18 protein-coding genes are annotated in these 25098 nt (G+C 74.2%); 13 read left to right on the top strand and 5 right to left on the bottom strand.

Features of this window, described 5'->3' with window-relative positions; all coding sequences use genetic code 11:
* Positions 1 to 111: 111 nt before the first annotated feature.
* Positions 112 to 1563 carry an MFS transporter gene (locus tag ACFY2K_RS21120; protein ID WP_375889459.1) on the bottom strand — a complete coding sequence of 484 codons (1452 nt, stop codon included), beginning with the start codon at positions 1561 to 1563 and terminating at the stop codon, positions 112 to 114.
* Positions 1564 to 2104: 541 nt separating this feature from the next.
* Between ACFY2K_RS21120 and ACFY2K_RS21125 the strand changes: the two genes are divergently transcribed.
* From ACFY2K_RS21125 to ACFY2K_RS21135, 3 genes are all read left to right on the top strand, one after another.
* Positions 2105 to 2743 (top strand): TetR/AcrR family transcriptional regulator, encoded by a 639-nt coding sequence (locus ACFY2K_RS21125; protein ID WP_380404202.1) that lies wholly within the window; start codon positions 2105 to 2107, stop codon positions 2741 to 2743.
* Between the two features lie 81 nt (positions 2744 to 2824).
* Positions 2825 to 3523: a ribonuclease HII gene (locus ACFY2K_RS21130; protein ID WP_380529950.1), complete on the top strand. Its 699-nt coding sequence runs from the start codon at positions 2825 to 2827 to the stop codon at positions 3521 to 3523.
* Positions 3524 to 3912: 389 nt separating this feature from the next.
* Positions 3913 to 4359 carry a hypothetical protein gene (locus ACFY2K_RS21135; RefSeq protein WP_375889322.1) on the top strand — a complete coding sequence of 149 codons (447 nt, stop codon included), beginning with the start codon at positions 3913 to 3915 and terminating at the stop codon, positions 4357 to 4359.
* Positions 4360 to 4544: 185 nt separating this feature from the next.
* Here ACFY2K_RS21135 and ACFY2K_RS21140 read toward each other — a convergent pair whose 3' ends face one another.
* Positions 4545 to 5264, bottom strand: coding sequence for a hypothetical protein (locus ACFY2K_RS21140; RefSeq protein ID WP_375889320.1), 720 nt, complete (start codon positions 5262 to 5264; stop codon positions 4545 to 4547).
* A 367-nt stretch (positions 5265 to 5631) separates the two neighbouring features.
* Positions 5632 to 7827 (bottom strand): RecQ family ATP-dependent DNA helicase, encoded by a 2196-nt coding sequence (locus tag ACFY2K_RS21145; RefSeq protein ID WP_387713107.1) that lies wholly within the window; start codon positions 7825 to 7827, stop codon positions 5632 to 5634.
* 229 nt (positions 7828 to 8056) lie between these two features.
* On the opposite strand from ACFY2K_RS21145, the gene ACFY2K_RS21150 reads away from it, so the two are divergent.
* Complete coding sequence (locus ACFY2K_RS21150; RefSeq protein WP_387713109.1) at positions 8057 to 9586, top strand: DUF4192 domain-containing protein; 1530 nt, start codon at positions 8057 to 8059, stop codon at positions 9584 to 9586.
* A gap of 31 nt (positions 9587 to 9617) precedes the next feature.
* Here ACFY2K_RS21150 and ACFY2K_RS21155 read toward each other — a convergent pair whose 3' ends face one another.
* Positions 9618 to 10931, bottom strand: coding sequence for an alpha/beta fold hydrolase (locus ACFY2K_RS21155; RefSeq protein ID WP_387713112.1), 1314 nt, complete (start codon positions 10929 to 10931; stop codon positions 9618 to 9620).
* 628 nt (positions 10932 to 11559) lie between these two features.
* Between ACFY2K_RS21155 and ACFY2K_RS21160 the strand changes: the two genes are divergently transcribed.
* From ACFY2K_RS21160 to ACFY2K_RS21195, 8 genes are all read left to right on the top strand, one after another.
* Entirely contained in the window at positions 11560 to 13683 is a 2124-nt protein-coding gene (locus ACFY2K_RS21160) for a glycogen debranching N-terminal domain-containing protein (RefSeq protein ID WP_387713115.1), read from the top strand.
* Between the two features lie 121 nt (positions 13684 to 13804).
* Positions 13805 to 14563: an NUDIX domain-containing protein gene (locus ACFY2K_RS21165; protein WP_375889312.1), complete on the top strand. Its 759-nt coding sequence runs from the start codon at positions 13805 to 13807 to the stop codon at positions 14561 to 14563.
* Between the two features lie 111 nt (positions 14564 to 14674).
* On the top strand, positions 14675 to 14962 hold the full coding sequence (locus ACFY2K_RS21170) for a hypothetical protein (protein ID WP_375889310.1): 288 nt from the start codon (positions 14675 to 14677) through the stop codon (positions 14960 to 14962).
* 212 nt (positions 14963 to 15174) lie between these two features.
* Positions 15175 to 16635 carry an ATP-binding cassette domain-containing protein gene (locus tag ACFY2K_RS21175; protein WP_387713118.1) on the top strand — a complete coding sequence of 487 codons (1461 nt, stop codon included), beginning with the start codon at positions 15175 to 15177 and terminating at the stop codon, positions 16633 to 16635.
* Positions 16636 to 16638: 3 nt separating this feature from the next.
* Positions 16639 to 17544: a hypothetical protein gene (locus ACFY2K_RS21180; RefSeq protein WP_387713121.1), complete on the top strand. Its 906-nt coding sequence runs from the start codon at positions 16639 to 16641 to the stop codon at positions 17542 to 17544.
* A 251-nt stretch (positions 17545 to 17795) separates the two neighbouring features.
* Positions 17796 to 18674, top strand: coding sequence for a FadR/GntR family transcriptional regulator (locus tag ACFY2K_RS21185; protein ID WP_387713124.1), 879 nt, complete (start codon positions 17796 to 17798; stop codon positions 18672 to 18674).
* A gap of 515 nt (positions 18675 to 19189) precedes the next feature.
* Positions 19190 to 20833: an RNA polymerase sigma factor gene (locus ACFY2K_RS21190; protein ID WP_375889302.1), complete on the top strand. Its 1644-nt coding sequence runs from the start codon at positions 19190 to 19192 to the stop codon at positions 20831 to 20833.
* A gap of 214 nt (positions 20834 to 21047) precedes the next feature.
* Complete coding sequence (locus ACFY2K_RS21195) at positions 21048 to 21968, top strand: trypsin-like serine protease (RefSeq protein WP_375889299.1); 921 nt, start codon at positions 21048 to 21050, stop codon at positions 21966 to 21968.
* A 217-nt stretch (positions 21969 to 22185) separates the two neighbouring features.
* Here the strand turns inward: ACFY2K_RS21195 and ACFY2K_RS21200 are convergent, their stop codons facing one another.
* Positions 22186 to 22419 carry a hypothetical protein gene (locus ACFY2K_RS21200; protein ID WP_375889296.1) on the bottom strand — a complete coding sequence of 78 codons (234 nt, stop codon included), beginning with the start codon at positions 22417 to 22419 and terminating at the stop codon, positions 22186 to 22188.
* A 538-nt stretch (positions 22420 to 22957) separates the two neighbouring features.
* Between ACFY2K_RS21200 and ACFY2K_RS21205 the strand changes: the two genes are divergently transcribed.
* On the top strand, positions 22958 to 25069 hold the full coding sequence (locus ACFY2K_RS21205) for a type IIA DNA topoisomerase subunit B (protein WP_380529964.1): 2112 nt from the start codon (positions 22958 to 22960) through the stop codon (positions 25067 to 25069).
* Positions 25070 to 25098: the final 29 nt, after the last annotated feature.

Below are 25098 nucleotides of genomic sequence, written 5' to 3' on the forward strand. Positions count from 1 at the left end.
CGGCGGTTCCGGTGCCCCTCGGCGGTTCCGATGCCCCTCGGCGGTTCCGGTGCCCCGCGGGGGCCCGGTGCCCTGCGGGGGTTCCGGTGCCTCGCCGGGGCCCGGTGCGGATCAGTGCATCGCGATGCCGGCGCTGTCGCCGCTCGGCAGGTCGCTCGCCTTCGCCTTGACGACGAAGACCGCGATCAGCAGCGCGATCCCGGCGAGCACCGCGCCGACGATGAAGCCGTGTGAGATTCCCTGGGCGAGCACCGAGTTGGCGGCGTCGGAGCCCGGGAGGAACTCGTGGTGCTGTTCGAAGTAGCTGTGCTCCGCCGGACTGCCGTTCTGCAGGAACGCCGGCATCTGGAGCTTGCCCTCGGCGGTCGCGTAGTGCGCGAAGACCGTGGTCAGGATCGAGAGGCCGAGCGAACCGCCGATCTGCTGCATCGAGTTGAGCAGACCGGAGGCGGCGCCGGTCTCCTCGCCCGGGACGCCCGCGACCGAGAGCAGCATCACCGGGACGAAGATCAGGCCCATGCCGAAGCCGAAGATCACCGTGGGGCCGAGGACACCGTCGAGGTAGCCGCTGTCCTTGCCCATCTGGGTCAGCCAGGTGAGGCCGACGGTGACCAGCAGCGCACCGCCCGCCATGAACGGCTTCGGGCCGTACTTGGCCTGGAAGGTCGAGGCGAGCTGCGCGGCGATGATGATCGCCACGCTGATCGGCAGGAACGAGACACCGGCCTTGAGCGGGCTGTACCCGAGCGGTCCCTGCACGAACAGGACGACGTAGAAGAAGATGCCGAACATGGCCGCGGCCAGGCAGAGCATCATCACCAGGCCGCCGGTGCGGTTGCGGTCGGCGAACAGGTGCAGCGGGGTGATCGGCTGGTCGGTGCGCCGCTCGATCACGACGAAGGCGGCCAGCAGGACCGCACCGGCGGCGAAGGAGCCGAGCGTCAGGGGGTCCGACCAGCCGTCCGAGGCGGCCCGGATGAAGCCGTAGACGAGGCCGACCAGGCCGAGGGTCGAGGTGAAGGCGCCGGGCAGGTCGAAGCGGCCCGGGTGGCGCTCGGACTCGGCGATGTAGCGCGGCGCGGCGATCGCGATCAGCGCGGCGATCGGCACGTTGACGAAGAACACCCAGCGCCAGTCCAGGTACTCGGTCAGCAGGCCGCCGGCCAGCAGGCCGATCGCCGCTCCCGAGCCGGCCACCGCGGAGAAGACGCCGAACGCCTTGTTGCGTTCCGGCCCCTCCTCGAAGTTGGTGGCGATCAGGGCGAAGGCGGTGGGCGAGCAGATCGCGCCACCGATGCCCTGGAGCGCGCGGGCGGCCAGCAGCAGCGTGCTGTCCTGGGCGAAGCCGCCCAGCAGCGAGGCCAGGCCGAACAGCAGCGTGCCGAAGATGAACACCCGGCGGCGGCCGAGGATGTCGCCCGCCCGGCCACCGAGCAGCAGCAGGCCGCCGAAGGTCAGCGTGTAGGCGTTGATGACCCAGGACAGGTCGGTGGTCGAGAAGTTCAGCGCGTCCTTGATGTGCGGCAGCGCGATGTTCACGATGGTCGCGTCGAGCACCACCATGAGCTGGGTGGCCGCGATGACGGCCAGGGTGATGTTCTTCCCCCGGCCCTGGCCGGTCTTCGGTGGTGGGTTCTTGCTGAGCGTGTCGGAGATAGCCACGAATGTGCCCCCTGCTGGCTACGCGCGCGGTGCGGTGGGTGCGATGGGTGTGGTGGGTGTGGTGGTGCGCTCGGTGCGCGGGAACTGCGGTGCGTCAGTGGTGTGTCGGTGGTGCGTCAGCGGTGCATCGGCGGTGCATCGGTGGTCCTTCGCGTGTTCGGGGGCGCAGCGGATCCGCCGCCCCGAACGCGCAGCTGCGCGTCGGCGCAGACTGGGAAGGAACGATGCCGTTCACTAATCTGGACGATAGCCTGGGCTCGATAGTGAACGCAAGCGTTCCTTAAGGATGGTGGCAATGGATCGGTTGATACGGCGACCGGCGGCGGACCGGGCGCCCGGGGGGCCCGCCGTGCCGCTGCCGTCCGGCGGACTCCCGGCAACGCCCGGGGTGTCGGGAGGGTCGGCGGTGTCGGCGATATCGGCGGTATCGGCGGTGTCGGGTGTGCCGGGGGAGGGGGCCGAGCACTGCTGCCCGGTGCAGGCCGTCCGGGAGGCGCTGGCCCGGCCGGTGCGGCGGCGGGGGAAGGAGTTGGAGAACGCGATCTTCGAGGCCGCGCTCGACCAGCTCACCTCCGGCGGATTCGCGCGGCTGACGATGGAAGGCGTCGCCGGTGCGGCGCGGACTGGGAAGGCCGCGCTCTACCGGCGCTGGGCGTCCAAGGACGAACTCGTCATCGACGCCCTGGACGCCACTCTGCCACGCCCCTACGGCATCCCCGACCTCGGGTCCGCCCGGGCCGAGTTGCTGCAGCTCATCGAGCTGTTCACGGACGCGATCTGCTCCCGGGCGGGCGCCGCCCTGCACGCGCTGATGGCCGAGCTCTCCCAGCAACAGGCCGAGGTGTTCAAGGACTTCATCGTGCAGCGGGTGATCGGGCCGACCAAGGACAGCATCCTGGACATCCTGCGCCGCGGCGTCGAGCGCGGCGACGTGCGCCCCGACGCGGTCACCCCACTGGTCGCCGACGTCGTCCCCGCGATGCTGATGTTCCAGGTGAAGGTCGCCGAACGCGACCTGGCCCCCGACTTCGCGGTCCGGCTGGTGGACGACGTGCTGGTCCCGATGGTCCGGCGGACGTAGCCGGTCCGGGGCCCGTGCGGGCGGGCTTAGGCTGGAGAGCGCCCCACCGCAGGGGGGCCGCACTGCCGAACGGAGTCCGTGATGCCCATCGTCCCGCCGACGCACTCCGTCGAACGCTCGCTCCGCCGGGCCGGCGCCAAGGTCGTGGTCGGGCTGGACGAGGTGGGGCGCGGCGCCTGGGCCGGACCGGTCACCGTCGGGGCCGCCGTCACCGGCCTGCGGAAGCCGCCGGAGGGGCTCACCGACTCCAAGCTGCTCACCGAGCTGCGCCGCGAGGCCCTCGCGCCGGTGCTCGCCGACTGGGTCACCGCGTACGCGTTCGGTCACGCCTCGCCGCAGGAGTGCGACGAACTCGGCATGACGGCGGCGCTGCGGCTGGCCGCCGTCCGCGCGCTGGAGGCGCTGCCGGTCGAACCCGACGCGGTGATCCTGGACGGCAAGCACGACTACCTCGGCGGCCCCTGGCGGGTGCGCACGGTGATCAAGGGCGACCAGTCCTGCATCTGCGTCTCCGCCGCCTCGGTGCTCGCCAAGGTCCACCGTGACGGGCTGATGGCCGAACTCGGCGAGACCTGCCCGGAGTACGGCTTCGCGGACAACGCCGGCTATCCGTCCCCGGTGCACCGTTCCGCACTGGAGGAGTTCGGCCCCACCGACCACCACCGGCTCTCCTGGGCGTACTTGGACGCACTGCCCAAGTGGCGCCATCTGAAGCGCGGTCGGGACGCCTTCGGTGCCGGTCAGGGATCCGCCGACGAACAGTTGACGCTCGGTTTCTGACGGTCCGTCTGGGATTGCCCGGGGTGGGGGTGACGGAAGTCCCGTGCCCAATGGGTGGGGCGCCCGTGCGCGTTCGACCGGCATTTGATAGATATCCGGGTATGCCTGTCTTCCCCGAGGAGCCGGAGATTCACGAGAGCCTCCCGGGCCCCGGCGTTCCCTTCCCCCGCGAGTCGGACGCACAAGCCCTCCACGCGCCTGCCAACGGCGGCGCACCCGCCACCGCACCCACCACCGCCGCGCCGCTCCCGGTGCCCGGCCCGCGACCGGCGCCCCGTCCGGCACCGCCGCGTGCCGACCGCCCGGGACCGTCGCGCCTGATCCCCAAGCCCGGTCCGGCACCGCGCCGCCCGGCCCCTGCCCCGGCCCCGGTCGCGTCGTCGGCCACGTTGCCGGCCCAGGCCACGTCGTCGGCCCCGACCACGTCGCAGGTCGAGGTCCAGCGCATCGCCGCCACCCCGGCGCAGGCGCTGGAACGCGCCGACGACGCGGTCGACCTGCTCCTGGACTCGGGCCGCAACCCGGGCGAGATCCTGGTGCTGACCGTCGGCGACGCCCACCCCTGGCAGCAGCACGAGCTGTCCTTCGGCGAGGAGCGCTACTGGGCGCAACTCGCCGAGGGCGGCGACGTGTTCTACGCGGACGCGGCGCCGGCCAGGCCGGTCCGCCGCGACGTGGTCGTCCTGGTGGTCAACGGCGGTCCGCCCGCCCGGGCCGCCGAGGCGTACGCCGACGCGCTCGGCCGAGCCAACGCCCTGCTGCTCGTGTGTGGGGAGGCCGGCCCGGCCGCCACGGCGGCGTCCGCAACCGCACCCGCGCGTCCGGTCAAGGCCTGACCGGAACTCCGACCGTCGTCCTCGCTCCGGGTCCGGTGCCTACGGTGCCGGGCCCGGGCCCGTCCGCACGGCCGGCGGCCCGTGGCCGAGGCCCGGACCGAGTGCTGAGGGTCAGGCGCCGAGGACCGAGCGGTGAGGGCTGCGCGGTGAGGGTCCAGCGGTGAGGGCCGAGCGCTGAGGACCGATCAGCGCGTCCCGGTGCGACGGCCCGGTTCCACGGCCGTGACCCGCGCCGGGATCCAGGGCGGCTCGGCCTGCGCGGAGCGCTGTGGGGCGTCGACCCGTTTGGCCTGCTCGGCGGCCTGCTGCCGGGCCCGCTGGCTGCGCGGGGCGTCGTCGAGCACCGACCGCGGCGGCAGCTCCGTCACGATGTGCAGCGGTCCGTCCGCCCACGAACCCGCGTGCGGGTTGCGTCCGCCCCGCCCGTCGCCGAGGATCTGCCAGCCCGTCGCGGTGAGCCCGATGTACGAGCCGCAGCGCAGCCCGTGCAGCCCGGCCGCGTCCCGCAGTGCCCACATCCAGGCGCCGTCCTGTTCCGTCCAGCCGGGCGCACCGTCGCGGCAGCGCAGCAGCACGGCCGTCCGGGTCGGCTCGGGCTGGCGCAGGTCGTGCGGGGTGACCCGGCGCAGGTGCGTCAGCAGGGCGTTCCGGTGCTGCCAGCCGTCGGTGTCGTGCGGCCAGGGCGTGAACGAGGCCGAGGCGGCCAGGTGGTGGAGCGCGTCCAGGACCGCCACCACGACCGTGCCCGGCTGGGGCAGGTGACGCTGGTGCAGTTCCAGGACGAACTCGCGCGGATCGCGCAGCAACGGGATCCCCGAGGCGGTCCAGGTCTCCAGGTCCAGCAGCCGTCTGGGCGCCGAACCTCCGGAGAGGGGATGCTGACCTCGGCCGATACCGTTGATCACGATCCTCCTTCCTGGCCCGTGGGCAGGCGGGTGCCTGGGTACGCCGAAGGGCGGGCCCAGCGGACCGGATTTCGGGTACCTCCCAATTCTCAGGGCAACGGGGCCGGAGCGGCAACGATGAAATGATGAACGCCACCCGATAGCCCATGTTCTGCCGGATATGTTCCACGTCGGCCCGAGTGGGGTTCGGGTGACGCCCGACCTTGATCCACACCACGCGAAGGGCATGTCGAACCGTTGTCGGCACGCTGGGCCCTCCTTATCCCGGGTCGGATCTCCGGTGTGATCGAAATCGCCCTGGCAACTCCTTTCCGTTAGACCATTCGAGTGATGACGGCCTCGGGAGCGGCGGCCGCCCGCCGCCCGCTCACCCCTGCACCCCCAGGACCAGCGGCAGCACCGCGCCGGCCCCCGCGCGGCGCAGCAGCCGGGCGGCCACGGTGACCGTCCACCCCGAGTCCACGAGGTCGTCCACCAGCAGCACCGGTCCGCCGGCGGCCGCCACCGCCTGCTCCAGCTCCGGCGGCAGCACCAGCGATCCGGCCAGTGAGTGCAGCCGCTGGGCGCTGTTGCTGCGGGCCCCGTGCGGCGGCAGCCCGCCGGCGTACTCGATCCGGCCGAGCAGCGGCAGCCGTCCGACCTCGGCGATCCGCGCGCCGAGGCTGCCGACCAGCTGCGGGCGGGTCGAGGAGGCCATGGTCACCACACCGACCGGCCGCTCCAGCCGGGTGCCCTCCGCCGTCGCGGGCCCGGCCCAGCCGCCGGGGCCGCGGGCCCAGTCGGCGAGCACCGCCACCAGGGCGTCCACCGCCTCGCCGGGCACCGGCACGTCCGGCGCCTGGTCGGCGAGCAGGGTGCGCAGCCGGGTGCCCCATCCGATGTCGGACAGCCGGCCGAGCGCCCGGCCGGTCTCCGCCTGTTCGCCCGCCGGGATCCGGCCCTTCAACGGCACCCCGAGCGAGTCCATCCCGGTCGGCCAGAGCCGGCGCGGTTCGAAGCTCACGCCCGGGCGGCCGAGTGCGGCCCGGGCGGCGGCCAGTGCCTCCGCGGAGACCTCCGGGGTGTGCAGCGGCCCCGCGCAGTTGTCGCACCGCCCGCACGGCACGGCCTGCTCGTCGTCCAGCTGGCGGCGCAGGAACTCCATCCGGCAGCCGGTGGTCGCCGCATATTCGCGCATCGCCCGCTGTTCCGCCTCCCGGGAGGCGGCGACCTTGGCGTAGCGGGCGGCGTCGTAGGCCCAGCTCTGCCCGGTGGCCGTCCAGCCGCCCTTGACCCGGCGGACGGCTCCGTCCACGTCCAGCACCTTGAGCATGGTCTCCAGCCGGGCGCGGCGCAGGTCCACCCGGGGCTCCAGGGCAGCGGTGGAGAGCGGGCGGCCGGCGTCGGCGAGCGCGTCGATGGTGCGCCGCACCTGCTCCTCCGGCGGGAAGGCGAGCGAGGCGAAGTAGCGCCAGATCGCCTCGTCCTCGCGCCCGGGCAGCAGCAGCACCTCGGCCCGGTCCACCCCGCGGCCGGCCCGGCCGACCTGCTGGTAGTAGGCGATCGGGGAGCTGGGCGAGCCCAGGTGGACGACGAAGCCGAGGTCGGGCTTGTCGAAGCCCATGCCGAGCGCGGAGGTGGCGACCAGCGCCTTGACCCGGTTGGCCAGCAGGTCGGCCTCGGCGGTGCGGCGTTCGGCGTCCTCGGTGCGGCCGGAGTAGGAGGCCACCGGGAAGCCGCGCTCGCGCAGGAAGGCCGTCACCTCCTCGGCGGCGGCCACCGTCAGGGTGTAGACGATGCCCGAGCCGGGGAGCCGGTCGAGGTGGTCGGCCAGCCAGGCGAGCCGGTGCGCCGGGTCGGGCAGCGCGAGCACGCCCAGGGTGAGGCTCTCCCGGTCGAGCGGTCCGCGCAGCACCAGGGCGTGCTCGTCGGTGCTGCCGGTGCCGAGCTGCTCGGCGACGTCGGCGGTGACCCGGGCGTTGGCGGTGGCGGTGGTGGCCAGCACCGGGACGCCGGGCGGCAGGTCGGCCAGCATGGTGCGCAGCCGGCGGTAGTCCGGGCGGAAGTCGTGGCCCCAGTCGGAGATGCAGTGGGCCTCGTCGACCACCAGCAGGCCGGTGGAGGCGGCGAGCTTCGGCAGCACCTGGTCGCGGAAGTCCGGGTTGTTCAGCCGCTCGGGGCTGACCAGCAGGACGTCGACCTTCCCGGCGGCGACCTCGGCCTGGACCTCGTCCCACTCGTCGGTGTTGGCCGAGTTGATGGTGCGGGCGTGGATCCCGGCCCGGGCCGCCGACTCGACCTGGTTGCGCATCAGGGCGAGCAGCGGGGAGACGATCACCGTCGGCCCGGCGCCGCGGGCCCGGAGCAGGGCGGTGGAGATGAAGTAGACCGCGGACTTCCCCCAGCCGGTGCGCTGGACGACCAGTGCGCGGCGGTGGTCGACCACGAGGGCCTCGATCGCCGTCCACTGGTCCTCGCGCAGGCTGGCGGCGGGGCCGGCCAGCTCGCGCAGGACGGCCTCGGCCCGCGCCCGGACCTCGGCGCGGTCGGCGGTGGCGGTGGTGTGGATGTCGGGCTGCTGCATGGCGTCGATGTAACCCCATGCCGCCGACAAGGGGCGAATGCGGGTGGGGTGGTGGAGTGGAAGGCCGGGCGTATTTCATCCGCTGATCCGCTGAACGGCCGCCAAAATTCACTCTCCGGAGTGGCCGTTCTGCGCTCCGATCGAGCGAAGGAAAATTCGGGGGCCGAGTTATCCACAGGAAAAAAGAAAGTGCCGGAGTCGTTCGCGCATTGCGCCCACGCTTGCGGCCATGAACGCGATGAACAACGAACACGTCACCCTGTCCCTGGGTCCGGCTTCCGAGCAGCGGCCCGTCGTCATGCGCGGTCCGGCCGATATGGCCGAGCTGTTGCCCTATCTCCTGGGGTTCTACCCCGACGACAGCATCGTCGCGGTGGGTCTCCAGGGCCCCGACCTCCACCAGGGCGGGGTCATCCGGGCGGATCTCCCGCTCTCGTCCGCGGACTGGCCGGCGGCGGCGGAGGAGACGGCCGCCCTGCTGGTCGCCCTCTCCGAGCGGCACGGCGGCCGGCCGCTCGAAGTGCTCCTCTACCTCTGCCAGGATCCGGTCACGGCGCACGCCCCGCCCGCGGTGGACGAACTGCGGCCGCTGGCCGACCAACTGCGCGCGGCCTTCGGACGCAGGGGAGTGGCGGTCAAGGAGTCGCTGTGCGTCTCGGACGGCCGCTGGTGGTCCTTCCTCTGCCGCCGGGAGGGCTGCTGCGATCCGGCGGGCAACCCGGTGCGGCGCGGGCCCGATCCGGGCCCGGCGGCCGCCGCCGCGACGGTGGCCGGCCTCGTGCCGCGCGGCAGCCGGAAGGCGATCGTCGGTGCGCTGGCCCCGGTCGGCCCGCCGGCGGACGCCGCGCAGCGCGAGGCGCTCGCCCGTGCCGAGGCGCTCGCCGGGTCGGTCTCCCGGGAGCAGGGTCTCGAACTGCTGGAGCAGGCCTTCGCCGAGTTCGCGGCCGGTGCCCGGGAGCTCGACGAGGAGCGGACGGCCCGGCTGCTGTTCGCCCTGCGCGACCGCCTCACCCGGGACCGCGGCGTCGAGTTCGTCCGGCCGGCCGAGCTCGCGCCCGCCGAGCGGCTCTGGCGCTTCCTCGTACGGCGGGCCGTCCCGCCGTACGAGGGCTGCGCGGTGGCCCCGCTCACCCTGTTGGCCTGGGCGTCCTGGGTCGCGGGGGACACGGCCACCGCCCGGGTGGTGCTCGGCCACGTCCTGCGGCTCTCGCCGGGCTACCTGCTGGCGGAGCTGTTGTACGAGTCGATGAACGACGGCATGACGCCCGGGGCGCTGCTGTCCGCCGTCGAGGCCCAGCGGCGGCGCCGCGAGGAGCGCGCGGCGGCGGTGCGGCGCGCTTCCGGGCCCGCGGCCGAGGACGGGCCGGGGGCGCCGCCGGGTGCCGAGCGGGCCCCGGGCGGCGAACCCGGGCCGCGCTCAGGCTCGCCGGGCAAGGCGCGCCGACGGCACCGGGGCGGGCGCCGGAAGGGCGGTTCCGCGGCCCCGACGCCGACCGCGATGCCGACTCCGGCTCCGGAGGATCAGAGCCAGGGCGGTCCCGACCACCCCGGTGGGCCGGGGCCGGCCGGTCGACCCCGGGGCTCGGTCGCCCTGCTCCCGGCCCTGGGCTGCGGGCCGGCGGCCGGGGCACGGCCCACCCGGGGTGTGCGCCTCGGCCGGGCGGCGGCCTGCGCCTCGGCCGCCGTCCGGTCCGGCGCCGGCCTGCACCGGGGCCGCGGTGCCCGACAGGGGGCGGGAGGAGCCCACCGTGCGCACTGAACCGCCCGCCGCCCCACCGGTCGGCAGGGTGCTACGCCTCCCCGTGCGCCATCTTGATCAGCCGGTCCAGCACCTTGCCGCCGCTCGTCCGCAGGCCGTCGTGCTCCCACTCGTTGGTGATCCAGGTCCGCAGCCCGCGCACCGCGCGGGCGGTCTCCAGCGAGTCGGCGGTGTCCACGTACATGTCGTCGTGGTACACCGCCGCCACGACGGGCACGGTGTTGGCGGCCAGCCGCGCCGGGTCGTAGAGGTCGGGCCAGTCGGTGCGGGCGGCGAGCAGGTCCGCCGTCTCCTTGATCGGGCGCAGCGCCGGGTCGGTGTCGAACATCCAGGGGTAGATCATCTCCCCGGTGAACAGCACCGGGGCGTCGCCCTCCAGCGCGGCCCGGGCGTCGAACTGCGGGAACTCCTTGCGGACGCGCTCCGCCGACCAGGCGGTGCCGCCCTGGTCCACCGAGCGCTGACCGTAGATCGACTCGTGCAGCACGGCGTACAGCGGGCCCTCGGCGAAGGAGAGCCGGGCCTGGACGCCGGCCAGGAAGGTGTCGGAGAGCTCGGCCCCGGCCGGGCCCTCCACCCAGGCCTCCTCCAGGAGGTAGTGCAGGGAGCCGGAGCCGCTGCCCCCGCCGAGCATCATCCCGAGCACCTGGAAGGCCTCGACGGTGAGCAGTCCGCCGTCGGGCAGCGTGGCGGGGGAGTCGGCCAGGTGGGCGGCGATCCGCCGGACGGCCTCGACGTCCTGCGGGAAGCGGGCGTAGTGCTCCTCGTTCTTGCGGACGACACGCGGGTAGGCGGCGCGGTAGACGTCGTCCGCCGAACTGCCGAGGCCGGAGAGGCCACCGGTGATGAAGGCCTCCGTCAGGCCTTCGGGAGCGAAGGAGAGGTAGGTGAGGGTGCAGAAGCCGCCGAAGCTCTGGCCGAGCACGCTCCAGCGCCGGTCGGCGCCGAGCAGCCGGTGGCGGATCAGCTCGGCGTCCCGGACGATGGCGTCCGCGCGGAAGTGGGCGAGGTAGTCCGCCTGCTCCTGCGGGCCACCGCGACGGGCGAGGGTCTGCCGGGTCGCGGGGGTGGACCGGCCGGTGCCGCGCTGGTCGAGCAGCAGCACCCGGTAGTCGTCCAGGGCGCGCTCCAGCCAGGCGTCCCGGCCGAGCGGGCGGGCGGCCTTGCCTCCGGGGCCGCCCTGGAGGAACAGCAACCAGGGCAGGTCGCCGCGCTCGCGGCCGGAGGCCACCACCTCGCGGGCGTAGACCTCGATCTGCTCGCCCTCCGGGGAGGCGTGGTCGAGCGGGACCTGGAAGACGTGGTCGGTCGTGACAATCCCGGGCAGCCGGCTGACGGTGGACATGCAACTCCTCGGTCTCTGCTGGTCACAGCGGTTGCGTCGCGGTTCACGGGGTCACCGGGTACGGGCGCCGCGACTCCCGCACCGTATCCTGACCGCGGTCGAGCACCGGTTCGACCGCCTCCGCCCAGCGGACCGGGCGGCCGGCAGCGCCCCGGCCCCGGAGTGCGGCCCGGGTCAGGGGCGGCTCCGAGCTCCCGGGCAGGCCTCCGGTGACGGCCCGGCAGGGGCGGCGCCACCGTCGGGGGCTGGGTGCGACCAGCGACAGTCCCGGCGGGCGTGACCTGGCGGCGGTGCGCGGCGTTCACCCCCCGGGGCCCTGTGTCCGGCGGGCGCGGGTCGCGGGGCGGGGTGGCACGGGCGGGGCGTCACAGGTAGGCCGGGGCGCCGGGTGTGACGGAGTACCGGGCACGACGGGTGTGCCCGACGCGAAAGGCGCGGAGCGCCGGTACCGGACCGGTACCGCACACCGCATGGCACGGCCCACCGTCGGGTACGGCCAGACACGGCACGACCGCCGACGGGAGCGTCCCCGTCGGCCGGGCACCACCAGCACGCGATCGAGCATGCTCGCGGCCCACCGGCCTGACGGCCACCGGACCGCCGAGGGGAGGAGAGTCCGGTGACCGCCATGAGGCCACTGCAGGCCATGCCGGCCGAGAGCGTGGTCGGCGCGCCCAGACCGGTCGGCCGTCCCGACCAGGTCCCGCCGGCCGGGCCCACGGGCGCACCCGCCGGCCCCGGCCGACCGGCGGCCCCGCCGCGCCCCCAGCCCCCGGCCGTCCACCACGCGCTGCTCTGCGTCAACGCCCCCGCGATGGCGGCCTCCGGCCCGGACGGCCAGCTGCGCGGCCACGGTCTGCACGGCTTCTACCGCAACGGCGTCCGGGTGCTGGCCCGGATGGAGCTGCGGCTGGGCGGGATGGAGCCGCTGCCGCTCCAGGGCACCCTGACCAGCACCGCCCAGGCCCGCTTCCTCGGCGCCGTCCGCCTCCCCGGCGACCCCGACCCGGACCCGGCGCTCACCGTCGAGCGGCTGCGCCACGCGGACGGCGTGGAGACCGTCACGGTGCGCAACACCGGCGCCCGGCCCGCGCGGCTGCCGCTGGAGATCGCCCTCGGCACCGACCTGGGCCCGGTCGCCGAGATCGCCGCCGGGCACCGCCCGCCCGACCTGCCCGGCCAGGTGCAGTCGGCCGGGCTGCGCTGGTCCGGCCCGGTGCACAGTGCCGTGGTCGGCGCCAAGCCCTCGCCACACGCCGTCCTCGCCGGGGCCGGGGTGCTCCGCTGGGACTTGGAGGTCCAGCCCGGCGCCCGCTGGTCGGTCGAGCTACGGGTCGAACTGGAGAGTGTCCCCGGCGGCCCGCGCCCGCCCGGCGGGCGCGGCACCGGCGTCCCGTTGCCCTGGGCCGAACCGGAGGTGCGCTGCGACGACCCGCGCGCCACGCTGCTGGTCGACCGCTCCCTGGACGCCCTCGGCGGGCTGCTGTTCGCCGACCCGGACCGCCCGACCGACCTCTACCCGGCCTCCGGCGCGCCCTGGCGCTTCGGACTCGCCCCGGCCGACGCGCTCTGGGCCGCCCGGCTGGCGCTCCCGCTCGGCACCCGGCTCGCGGCCGGCACCCTGCGCGCCCTGGCCCGCCGTCAGCAGCTCGCCCCCGCCCCCGGCCGCACCGAGGGCCTGCTCCCCGGCGCCCTGCGGCACGGCGGCCCCGAGCTGCCGCCCACCTGCACGGCCACCGAGGCCACCCTGCTGTTCGTCACCGTGCTGGCCGAGGCCTGGCGCTGGGGGCTGCCCCGGGCGGAGGTCGCCGAGCTGCTCCCGTCCGCCGAGCGGGCCCTGGCCGCCCTGCGCGAGGGCCTGGTCGACGGCTTCGTCACCGACCTCGGCCGCCCGGCGGAGGACCGCGCCGCCCAGCCGGTCGCCGCCCGTGCCGAGGTGCAGGCGCAGGCCCACCGCGCCGCCCTGCACGGCGCCGAACTCCTGGAGGCCTTCGGCAGGCCGGGCGCCGGGGAATGGCGGGCCTGGGCCGCCGGGCTGCGCGGACGCTTCCGCGAGCGGTTCTGGATCGACGACCTCTCCGGCGGCCGTCCCGCCGCCGGGCTGGCCCCGGGCGGCCAGCCGCTGCCCGCCGTCGCCTCCTCCCTGGTGCACCTGCTCGACACCGGGCTCGCCGCCGACGGCGGCCGGCACGAGAGCCTGCTGGACCGCGAGCACACCCGGCTGCTCGCCCAGCGGCTGGTCGCGCCCGAGCTGGACAGTGGCTGGGGCCTGCGCACCCTCAGCGCCAAGTCACCCCGCTTCAACCCGCTGGGCCACCGCGGCGGCGCGGTGCGGATCCACGAGACCGCGCTGGCGATCGCCGGGCTCGCCGAGGCCGGCCACGAGAACGAGGCCGGCGCCCTGCTGGAGGGCCTGCTCGCCGCCTCCGCCCACTTCGAGGGGCGGTTGCCGGAGATGTACGCGGGCGAGCAGCGCACCCCCGGCTGCCCACCGGTGCCGCACCCGGCCGCCTGCCGCCCGGCGGCGGTCTCCGCGGCCGGAGCCGTTCACGCGGTGTTCGCACTCGCCGGAGTCCGGCCGGACGTCCCCGGCGGCCGGGTCCTGGTCCGCCCGGCCAGCACCGCCCCGCTCGGCGAACTCGAACTGACCGGCCTGCGGGTGGCGGGGGAGCCCTTCTCGGTGCGGGTGAGTCGGATCGGAGTGGCGATGGTGGAGGAGGCCCCCGCGCACCTGCAACTGGTCGCCCGCTGACACCGGCTCCCGAGCCGGGACCACCCGTGCGCGAACCGTCTCGGACGGACGGCGGCCGGCTGCTGTGCGCTCCGCGTACGGGCCTGTGCTTATCGTCAGAGAGACGACTATGATCGTCGCCATGTCGCGCTACGATCCGTCGGCCTTCCCCCCGTTCGCTGTCACGGTTGACCTGGTGGTTCTGACGGTGCGCGACCACTCGCTCTGCGCCCTGCTGGTCAGACGGGGTGAGCCGCCCTACCAGGGGTACTGGGCGCTGCCCGGCGGCTTCGTCCGACCGGACGAGGGCCTGGCCGAGGCGGCCTCCCGCGAGCTGGCCGAGGAGACCGGTCTGCGCGCCCACTCCGCCCCCGGCCACGAAGCGGTCGGCCCCGGCGCGGCCGGTGCCCACCTGGAGCAGCTCGCCACCTACGGCCACCCGCAGCGCGACCCCCGGATGCGCGTGGTCAGCGTCGCCTACCTGGTGCTCGCCCCCGACCTGCCGACCCCCCGGGCCGGCGGTGACGCCAGCGGCGCCCGCTGGGCGCCGGTCGGCGAACTCCTCGGCGGGAGCCCGGCCGACGGAGTCCCGCTGGCCTTCGACCACGGCCTGATCCTCGCCGACGGTGTGGAGCGCGCCCGCTCCAAGATCGAGTACTCCTCCCTGGCCACCGCCTTCTGCCCGACCGAGTTCACCGTGGGTGAGCTGCGCCGCGTCTACGAGGCCGTCTGGGGCGTCGCCCTCGACCCGCGCAACTTCCACCGCAAGGTCACCGGCACCCCCGGCTTCCTCCTCCCCTCCGGGGGCACCACCACCCGCCAGGGCGGCCGCCCGGCGCAGCTCTTCACCGCCGGCGGCGCGACCGTCCTCAACCCGCCGATGCTCCGCCCCGACTCCTGAGCCCCCACCGAACGGCCCCGGCCCGGGAGCCGGACCGGCGGCACCGGGGCACAGTGGCGGTGGACGCTTCGGTCACCGGACCGAAGGCCTGCGGACCCTGGGAGCCCTGCGATGGCCGTCACCGACGACTGCGCCCGGCAGCGAGGCATCATCGAGACCTTCGTCGCGGACTTCGAGAACCTCACCGAGGTCACCGAACGGACCGAGAAGGAGCTGGCCGCGCTGAAGGCCGCGCACGGTGACCCGCAGGCGATCGCCTCCGTGGAGGAGCGGCTGAGCGCGGAGAAGGAGCAGTTGGCCGAGACCGCCGTCCAGGGCCGGGCCGCCGTCGACGAGTACCGGGGCGAGTGCGTCGGCCAGCCGCTCCCGCCCGGTGCCAAGGTCTTCGTGTCGCCGTAGGGCGCGCCCCGCGGACGCTTGTCGACCCACGGCCCACACGGCTGTCCCCCGGCCGCCTCCTCCGGTGAATCGCAGGATCGGATTGTCCCCTGATCGGGTGAGGTGGGCAGGCGGTGGGCCCGTCGCGGTTCGGTAATGCCCGGAATCGGCGCTGCTGACCCCTAATGTGCTGGCGTCGAACAGGTCGGCCGAGGGCATGGGAGCAGCCAGCGATGATCCAGATCACCGGACTGACCAAGGTCCATCGCAAGGGCGCCCCGCCCGCGGTGCTCGATCTGACCTTCGACGCCCGGCCCGGGATGGTGACCGCACTGCTCGGCGACGAGGGGGCGGGCAAGTCCACGGCGCTGCGGCTGATGCTCGAACTCGAACGCGGCCAGGGCATCACGCTCTTCGAGGGCCGCACCTACCGCCGGATCCGCCGCCCCGAGCGCGAGATCGGCGTGCTGCTGCCGGCCTTGGGGGAAGGTGCCGCGGCGGTGTCCGGGAACCCGGGCCGCAAGGCGCGCGGCCACCTGCGGATGCTGGCCGCGGCGGTCGGGGTCCCGACCCGGCGGGCCGACGAACTGCTGGAGCAGACCCGGCTGGCCTCCGTCGCCGGACAGCGGCTGCGCACCTTCTCCCCGGGGATGCACCGCCGGCTCTCGCTGGCCGCCGCGCTGCTCGGCGATCCCGGCACGTTGCTGCTGGACGCCCCGACCGAGGGCCTGTCCCCGCGCAACGTCGAGTGGTTCCACTCCTTCCTGCGCTCCTTCGCCGTCGCGGGCGGAACCGTGCTGGTGACCACCCGCACCCCGCAGGAGGCGGCCCAGCTGGCGGACCGGGTGGTGACCCTGGACCGTGGCCGGATGCTGGCCGACCAGCCGGTGGCGGAGTTCTGCCGGACCAGGCTGAGCCCCGAAGTGGCCGTCCGGGGGCCGCAGATGGCACGGCTCGCGGACCTGCTGGTCAGTCAGGGCGCCGAGGTCCGCCGGGACGGCGGGGCGGGGATCGCGGTGGCGGGCATCGACCGCACCGAGATCGGTGAACTCGCCTACCGCCACGGGATCCTGCTGCACGAGCTGGCCGACCGGGTGGTCGAGCAGCCGGTGCCCCGCACCGCCCTGCCGGTGGCCTCCGGCCGCTCGGGCAGCCTCCCCCTCCAGCCGGAGGCCGAGGCCGCCGTCGAGGCAGCCGCTGGTCCCGTCCCCGATCCCGCCCCCGAGCTCGCCGCCCCCGAGCCCGGGCTCCCCGCAGCCGCCGTCCCGGAGCCCGCCTCGGAGGGCCGTTCCCGCGAGGACGCGCTCCGGAGCACCCGGGCGCTCCCGGTCGCCGCCGTGACGGCCGCCCTGCCGGTTCTCGCCGCCCCCGCGCGGAAGCAGGCCCCCGCGCCAGCGCCCACCGTCGCCGTGGAGCGGCTCTTCCGCGACCGTCCCGCCCCGGCACCCGGGCCCCTCCCCGTCGAGCCCCTCCCCACCGCCCCGGTCCGCACCGTGGCCGAGGCCGCCACCGCCACCGCGACCGAGGCGGTGCCCCCGGCCGAGCCCGTGACCGTGCGCACGCCCGAGCCGCGGCCCGCTGTCGGGAGCGGGGCCGACCTGCTCACCGACGACACCGTCCGCCTCGGCCGGGTCATCCCCGGCAACGGCCCCGCTGCCGCCCCCGCCACCCCCGACGACCACCGGAGCGAGTGAACCGTGCGTGTCCTGGCCTACGAGCTGCGCCGCCTGCGCGGCCTGCGTTCCACCTGGCTGCTGCTCGCCGCCGTCCTGCTCTGCGACGCGGTCGTGGCCGCCGTCCTGGCGAGCCAGGCCCCTCCCGGCCCACTGGCCGGTCCGGCCGGGGTGCGCCTGCTGACCGCCGCCGTCCCGCTGATCCCGCTGCCCTTCGCGGCGCTCGGCGCCGGTGTGCTGGGCGCGCTCTCGTACGGCCACGAGGTGCGCCACCCGGGGCTGGCGGCCTCGCAGGTGGCGTACGGGCGCCGGGTGCGGCTGCTGCTGGCCAAGCTGCTGGTGGTCGGTCCGGTGGCGGCGCTGCTGGCGCTGGCCACCCTGCTGGTCGACCTGGTGGCCGTGCACCTCGCGCTGCCGGACGGCGTGACGGTGGCGGCCCGGACGGATCCGGGCGCGCTGTCCGGCGGGGCGTCCGCGGCACTGGGCGCGGTCGGGCTGGACCGGCCGGCCGACCTGCCGGGCCTGTTCGCCCCGCTGGCGCCGGCGACCGGTCACGGGGTGCCGGGCGCGCTGCTGGCCTTCGTCCTGCTGACCGTGGTGGCCGCCTGGACCGGTGTGCTGACCGCCTCGCTGACCCGCAGCGCCGCCGCCGGGGTCTTGCTGCTGTGCGCGCTGCCGCCGCTGCTGCAGTCCGGCGTCGCCCTGCTGCTGCGGCGCACCGGCCGTCCGTGGCCGACCCGGGCGGCGGAGCTGCTGCCCTTCCAGTCCGGCGTCGAGTGGGCCTACGGCTGGGTGTACGGCGGAACGCGCGAGGCGGCGGCCGGGGGCGCGGCGTTGACGGACCCGGCGCTGCTCGCGGCGGTCGCGGCCCCCGCGGGGGCCCTGCTGCTGGCCGCCCTGCTCGTCCAGGCCCGCCGCCGCGCGCTGTGACCCATGGGTGACCCACCCCGTGGACCTCGGGCCCGCGCCGCGGACCCGCCGCCGCGGTACCGGTGCTGCGGACCGGTACCGCCCGTCCCGGGGCGGTGCGCCGTCCCGAAGCACCAAGATCGACCAGCAGTGACCGCAATGCGCGGTTCTTCCTGATAAGAAGTCAATTATCCAGTCACGGTCGATCACCCTTTCGTGTGCTTTTCACGAGAATTCTCAAGCTGCGCCTGCCGATCGCCGACAAAGGAGGCGTGAGTACCCTTGCGCACCCCACCATGACCCCCGCCCGTTCCGCCGACGGGCCGATCCACGGCCCCGGCGACCTGGACCGCTTCTCGTACGCCGACCGGCCGATGCCGCCGGCGCCCCGTTGGGAGGGCGCCGAGTCCGACATCGGCCGGGTCGGCCGCAAGACCACCAGCAGCCGCGGTCGCGGTCTGCACGGCCAGCTGGTCCAGCAGCTCGGCCAGATGATCGTCTCCGGCGACCTCGGCGCCGACCGTCCGCTCGTGCCGGAGGAGATCGGCCAGCGGTTCGAGGTGTCCCGGACCGTCGTCCGCGAGTCGCTGCGCGTGCTGGAGGCCAAGGGCCTGGTCAGTGCCCGCCCGAACGTCGGCACCCGGGTCCGCCCGGTCGGCGACTGGAACCTGCTGGACCCGGACATCATCGAGTGGCGGGCCTTCGGGCCGCAGCGGGACGAGCAGCGCCGGGAGCTGTTCGAGCTCCGCTGGGCGATCGAGCCGCTGGCCGCCCGGCTCGCGGCCGGCCACGGCCGGGAGGACGTCCAGCAGCGGCTGGACGAGCTGGTCGAGATCATGGGCCACGCCGCTGCCCAGGCCGACCTGTCCACCTACACCCGGGCCGACGCCGAGCTGCACGTGCTGATCCTGCAGATGGCCGGCAACCGGATGCTGGAGCACCTGTCCGGGATCGTCTCCTGCGCGCTGCAGGTCTCGGGCGGTCCGACCATCTCCTGCGAGCGGCCCTCCGAGTCCTCGGTCAACCTGCACGCCCGGCTGGTGGATGCGCTGGGCACCGGCGACGGCACCGCGGGCGAGGCCGCGATGCGCGCGCTGCTCACCGTCCACCCCGAGCTGGAGCCCTCCGTCCCCGCCCCCCGGGAGCACTGAGCGGGCTGTTCTCCGCGAGCGGGCCCGCCGGGTGCGGGCCGCTCCGCCAGGGCCCTCCGGCCGCCGCACCGCGCGGCGCAGCCGGAGGGCCTTCGCGTGGGGTCGGCGTCCCGCCCGGGTCCAGCCCGTGCCCGCCCACGTCCCGCCCGAGTTCTGCCCGCGTCCGGCCCCGCGCCCCGCCAATGTTCCGCGCATGACAATAGACTTCACCGCGAGTGCGCGATGATGGATGGCGGCCCGGGGTCGAGGGCACCGAACGGTGTGACCCGCGACACCAAGGCCATGCGTAACACTTGACGAGTAGCAGCGATGTCTCCTGAGCGGGAGCAGCTCCGGAATACTCCAACATGTCAGAATGCTGTGTTGGTCCGCGGCGCTGCTGCCGTCCTGCAAACCCAGTCCTCAAGCCCGAGTCGGTCGGAATCGACACCGCGCGTCCGACGCGCGATTTCCTTCCCCGCCCGCTCGGGCGGCCGGTACGGGTTCGAGTCCACTCATCGTCCGAGAGGTTGTTCGTGTCGGCCAGCACATCCCGTTCGCTTCCCCCCGAGATCGCCGAGTCCGCGGCTCTGCTGGCGCTCATCGAGCGGGGCAAGGCCCAGGGGCAGATCGCCGGTGACGACGTGCGCCAGGCGTTCGAGGCGGACCAGATCCCGGTCACCAAGTGGAAGAACGTCATGCGCAGCCTCAATCAGGTGCTGATTGAGGAGGGCGTGGACCTCATGGTCAGCGCGGCCGAGCCGGCCGGCGCCAAGCGCAAGAGCGTTGCCGCCAAGAGCCCCACCAAGCGCACCGCCACCAAGGCTGTCACCACCCGGACCCCGGCCGCTCCGTCGGCCCCTACCAAGCCGCCCGTGCGGATCGCCCCCGGCGCTCCCGTCGCGGCTCCGGCCGTCGCCGCCGCCGCGGCGCCCGCCCCCACCGTGTCCGCCGACATCACCGTCGTGGAGACGACCACGGTCGTCACCGAGGCGAAGGCCGTCGCGGCGAAGAAGGCCGCCCCGGCCAAGAAGGCCGCGGCCAAGAAGACCGCCGCCCCGGCCAAGAAGACCGCCGCCAAGAAGACCGCCGGCGCCAAGGCCGGCAAGGGCGACGAGGAGCTCATCGGCGAGGAGGAGCTGCTCGAGGACGTCGCGCTGCCCGGCGACAAGGCGGGCGAGGAGGCGGAGCCCGAGGAGGAGTCGCAGGGCTTCGTGCTCTCCGACGACGACGAGGACGACGCGCCGGCCCAGCAGGTCGCCGTCGCCGGTGCCACCGCCGACCCCGTCAAGGACTACCTCAAGCAGATCGGCAAGGTCCCGCTGCTCAACGCCGAGCAGGAGGTCGAGCTCGCCAAGCGCATCGAGGCCGGCCTGTTCGCCGAGGACAAGCTCTCGGCCGCCGACAAGCTCGCCCCGAAGCTCAAGCGCGAGCTGGAGATCATCGCCGAGGACGGCCGCCGGGCCAAGAACCACCTGCTGGAGGCCAACCTCCGCCTGGTGGTCTCGCTGGCCAAGCGCTACACCGGTCGCGGCATGCTGTTCCTGGACCTGATCCAGGAGGGCAACCTCGGTCTGATCCGTGCGGTCGAGAAGTTCGACTACACCAAGGGCTACAAGTTCTCGACCTACGCCACCTGGTGGATCCGCCAGGCGATCACCCGCGCCATGGCCGACCAGGCCCGCACCATCCGCATCCCGGTGCACATGGTCGAGGTCATCAACAAGCTGGCCCGCGTCCAGCGCCAGATGCTCCAGGACCTGGGCCGCGAGCCCACCCCGGAGGAGCTGGCCAAGGAACTCGACATGACCCCCGAGAAGGTCATCGAGGTCCAGAAGTACGGCCGTGAGCCGATCTCGCTGCACACCCCGCTCGGCGAGGACGGCGACAGCGAGTTCGGTGACCTGATCGAGGACTCCGAGGCGGTCGTCCCGGCCGACGCGGTCTCCTTCACCCTGCTCCAGGAGCAGCTGCACTCGGTGCTGGACACCCTGTCCGAGCGCGAGGCCGGCGTGGTCTCGATGCGCTTCGGCCTGACCGACGGCCAGCCGAAGACGCTCGACGAGATCGGCAAGGTGTACGGGGTCACCCGTGAGCGCATCCGCCAGATCGAGTCGAAGACCATGTCGAAGCTGCGCCACCCGTCCCGCTCCCAGGTGCTGCGCGACTACCTGGACTGATCGGCGGCCCGACCGGTCGGCAGGTCCGACCGGCGGCAGTACGTGACGAAGGCCCGGAACCCCACGGTTCCGGGCCTTCGGGCCGTTCGGGGGCGGTGCGTCAGCGTCCGGGTGGCGCTTGTCGCTCGTCCGGGTGGCGGCACACCCGGAAGCGGTCGCCCAGTGTAGTCGGTCACCTACGCTGTGCCGGTTGCCTGCTGCCGAGCCTTGTGGAGTGACGGTGCTGACCGACCCGGACCCAGTCGACCTGCCGACCCCCGTCCCGCGCCGGAGCGACCGCGCCGTCGTCCCGGCCGTCGCCCGGACCGGCCGCCGCCTGCGGCGACGGGGCGCGCTGCTGGCGCTGCTCGCCGCCGTTCCGGTGCCGCTGGCGGCGCTCGGTGCGGCCGGCCCGGCGCAGGCGCAGCGCCGGGTCGTCGGGGGTGCCACCGTGAGCACCGCCGACCACCCGTGGATCGTGGCGCTGGCCAGCCGCCAGCAGTTCGGCAGCGGGCGCTCCGGCCAGTTCTGCGGGGGCGCGCTGGTCACCCCGACCAAGGTGGTGACGGCCGCGCACTGCTTCTACGACGAGGCCAAGGGCCGGGTGGACCGCCCGGGGCTCAAGGTGGTCGTCGGCCGGGACGACATGCGCGGCTCGGCCGGCCACGAGGTGGCCGTCCAGCGGATCTGGGTCCACCCCGACTACAACTTCGCCGCGAACATGAACGACGTCGCGGTGCTCACCCTGGACGAGTCGCAGGGCTCCCGGCCGGTGGTCGAGCTGGTCGGCCAGGGCGAGAGCGGACCGTACGCGGCCGGGACGGCGGCGCAGGTCTACGGCTGGGGCGACACCAGCGGGCGGGGCGACTACTCGCCGGTGCTGCGCCGGGTGGACGTGCCGATCGTCGCGGACCAGACCTGCGCCCACGCCTACCCGGGCGGGCAGGACGGCAAGTTCGACGCCCGCGGCATGGTCTGCGCGGGCGAGGAGAAGGGCGGTAAGGACGCCTGCCAGGGCGACAGCGGCGGCCCGCTGATCGTGGCCGGCCGGCTGGTCGGGCTGGTCTCCTGGGGGACGGGCTGTGCCGAGGCGGCCCACCCCGGGGTCTACACCAGGGTGTCCTCGGTCACGGACGCGGTGCGCTCCGCGCTCTGACCATCGCCGAGGGTGATGGGGCGATGACGTCCTGACGCCGTTTCGGCTCCGGCCCGGGGCCCCGCGGTCCGGGTGGCGGTGAACGCGGGAGAGCGGTCGGGAGAACAGCGGAGCCGGGTGGTCGGCCCCCGAAGGGGTCGACCACCCGGCTCCCCGGTCGCGCGCGGTGCGCGGCCGGACACAGCTCGACGCTGGCTGCTGGTGGCGGCGCCTGGGATCAGCGCTCTTCTTCGGCGGCCGTCGCGGTGGTGCTGGTGGTGAGACGGCCGCTCTCGTCCTGTATCTCCACGGCGATCTTCTTGAGCTCCGGCTCGAACTTCCGGCCGTGGTGGGCGCAGAAGAGCAGCTCTCCGCCGCTGGCGAGTACGACGCGCAGGTAGGCCTGGGCGCCGCAGCGGTCGCAGCGGTCCGCCGCGGTGAGCGGGCTCGCAGGTGTCAGAACAGTAGTCACGTCGCCTCTTCTCTAGCTCGACGAGCTGTCGTACCAGGGTCAACATCCAACCAGGCCGAAAACGTTCCCGCTCGTGGCTTTTCTTCTCTGAGGATTCTGCTGTGTTGATGAGGAGGTGCCCCGGGCGTCGGTGGTTCATGCGTACCGAATCCCGGGATCCGCCCGTCGCTCGAACGTCCGATCGGGACCGGGGTCGAGGTCCGCGTAGCATAATCCTCTGCCGGGTTGGAGCATAAGCCCCGTCCCGGGCCCCGGTAGCCTGCATAACGGCAGTTCCGGAGCCTGTGCCGGACCCCACGATCCGCCAGGACCGGTGGTACCGGGAGGAGATGGCGCCCCCGGGGCCCAAGCCCGGGCGCGGTCCTTGTTCGCGCAGCGCGTACAAGCTGCGCGGGGCCGGCCCGCCGTGCTGTGCACCCGTCGCAGGGGTGCGAGCACACAGAGCGACGACTGTCGGTGCGGCGTGCTGCACTGGCGGTTGGTCCGGATGCGTCCGGATGTGACCGATGAGACAGAACTTCACCGAGGAGAGTGCCGCGTGAGTGCCGAAACGACCGTGCCGTCCGCGCTGCTGGCCGGCGACGACGGTTCCAACTACACCGCGCGGCACCTGCTCGTCCTGGAAGGCCTGGAGGCCGTCCGCAAGCGCCCCGGCATGTACATCGGCTCCACGGACAGCCGCGGCCTGATGCACTGCCTCTGGGAGATCATCGACAACTCGGTGGACGAGGCGCTGGGCGGCTACTGCGACCGGATCGAGGTGCTGCTGCACCCGGACTCCTCGGTGGAGGTCCGCGACAACGGCCGCGGCATCCCGGTGGACGTCGAGCCCAAGACCGGGCTGTCCGGCGTCGAGGTCGTGATGACCAAGCTGCACGCCGGCGGCAAGTTCGGCGGCGGCTCCTACGCGGCCTCCGGCGGTCTGCACGGCGTCGGCGCCTCGGTCGTGAACGCGCTCTCCGCGCGGCTGGACGTCGAGGTCGACCGCAGCGGCCACACCCACGCGATCAGCTTCCGCCGCGGCACCCCCGGCATCTTCACCGAGGCCAGCCCGGACGCGCCCTTCGAGCCCGCCAACGGCACCACCAGGACCCGCAAGGTGCCCAAGACCCGCACCGGCACCCGGATCCGTTACTGGGCCGACCGGCAGATCTTCCTCAAGGACGCCAAGCTCTCCCTGGAGCACCTGCACAACCGCGCCCGGCAGACGGCCTTCCTCGTCCCCGGCCTGACCATCGTCGTGCGTGACGAGCGGCTCACCGAGAGCGAGCAGGTCGAGGAGTCGGTCTTCCACTACGACGGCGGCATCGCCGAGTTCTGCGAGTTCCTGGCCCCCGACAAGCCGGTCAGCGACGTGGTGCGGCTGCAGGGCGAGGGCACCTTCAAGGAGACCGTGCCGGTCCTGGACGACCTCGGCCACATGACCCCGACCGAGGTGACCCGCCACCTCGGCGTGGACATCGCGCTGCGCTGGGGCACCGGGTACGACACCACCCTGCGCTCCTTCGTCAACATCATCGCCACCCCCAAGGGCGGCACCCACGTCACCGGCTTCGAGCGCTCGCTGGCCAAGACCGTCAACGAGGCGCTGCGCGGCGCCAAGCTGCTGCGCGTCGCCGAGGACGACATCACCAAGGACGACGCCACCGAGGGCCTCACCGCCGTGGTCACCGTCCGGCTCGCCGAGCCGCAGTTCGAGGGCCAGACCAAGGAGGTGCTCGGCACCTCGGCGGCCAACCGGATCGTCGCGGCCGTCGTCGCCAAGGAGCTCAAGGCCTTCCTCACCTCGGCCAAGAAGGACCAGAAGCAGCAGGCCCGGGCCGTGCTGGAGAAGGTCGTCGCGGCCGCCCGCACCCGGGTCGCCGCCCGGCAGCACAAGGAGGCCCAGCGCCGCAAGACCGCGCTGGAGACCAGCTCGCTGCCCGCCAAGCTGGCCGACTGCCGCAGCGACGACGTCGACCGCAGCGAACTGTTCATCGTCGAGGGCGACTCCGCGCTCGGCACCGCCAAGCTCGCCCGCAACTCCGAGTTCCAGGCGCTGCTACCGATCCGCGGCAAGATCCTCAACGTGCAGAAGGCGTCGGTGAGCGACATGCTCAAGAACGCCGAGTGCGCCGCGATCATCCAGGTGATAGGGGCCGGCTCGGGCCGCACCTTCGACATCGACCAGGCCCGCTACGGCCGTGTGATCTTCATGGCCGACGCCGACGTCGACGGCTCGCACATCCGCACCCTGCTGCTGACCCTCTTCCACCGCTACATGCGGCCGATGGTCGAGCAGGGCCGGGTCTTCGCCGCCGTCCCGCCGCTGCACCGGATCGAGCTCACCAGCCCCAAGCGCGGCCAGGAGAAGTACCACTACACCTACTCCGACGCCGAGCTGCGCTCCACCCTGCTGGAGTTCCAGCGCAAGGGGCAGCGCTGGAAGGAGCCGGTGCAGCGGTACAAGGGCCTGGGCGAGATGGACGCCGACCAGCTGGCCGAGACCACCGTGGACCCGCGCCACCGCACCCTGCGCCGGATCAACCTGGGCGACCTGGAGCAGGCCGAGAAGATCTTCGACCTGCTGATGGGCAACGACGTCGCCCCGCGCAAGGAGTTCATCGTGGACTCGGCGGCCACCCTGGACCGCTCCCGCATCGACGCCTGACGCGGCCGGCCGACGGGGGCCCTCCACCC

It is taken from the genome of Kitasatospora sp. NPDC001309, from assembly GCF_042896295.1.
Classification (GTDB): Bacteria; Actinomycetota; Actinomycetes; order Streptomycetales; family Streptomycetaceae; genus Kitasatospora.

Bases quoted from the DNA above. Each gene is read 5' to 3' on its own strand.
- ACFY2K_RS21120 (WP_375889459.1), bottom strand. From the start codon at position 1,563: ATGGTGGTGCTCGACGCGACCATCGTGAACATCGCGCTGCCGCACATC.
- ACFY2K_RS21130 (WP_380529950.1), top strand. From the start codon at position 2,825: ATGCCCATCGTCCCGCCGACGCACTCCGTCGAACGCTCGCTCCGCCGG.
- ACFY2K_RS21145 (WP_387713107.1), bottom strand. From the start codon at position 7,827: ATGCAGCAGCCCGACATCCACACCACCGCCACCGCCGACCGCGCCGAG.
- ACFY2K_RS21150 (WP_387713109.1), top strand. From the start codon at position 8,057: ATGAACGCGATGAACAACGAACACGTCACCCTGTCCCTGGGTCCGGCT.
- ACFY2K_RS21155 (WP_387713112.1), bottom strand. From the start codon at position 10,931: ATGTCCACCGTCAGCCGGCTGCCCGGGATTGTCACGACCGACCACGTC.
- ACFY2K_RS21160 (WP_387713115.1), top strand. From the start codon at position 11,560: ATGAGGCCACTGCAGGCCATGCCGGCCGAGAGCGTGGTCGGCGCGCCC.
- ACFY2K_RS21165 (WP_375889312.1), top strand. From the start codon at position 13,805: ATGTCGCGCTACGATCCGTCGGCCTTCCCCCCGTTCGCTGTCACGGTT.
- ACFY2K_RS21170 (WP_375889310.1), top strand. From the start codon at position 14,675: ATGGCCGTCACCGACGACTGCGCCCGGCAGCGAGGCATCATCGAGACC.
- ACFY2K_RS21175 (WP_387713118.1), top strand. From the start codon at position 15,175: ATGATCCAGATCACCGGACTGACCAAGGTCCATCGCAAGGGCGCCCCG.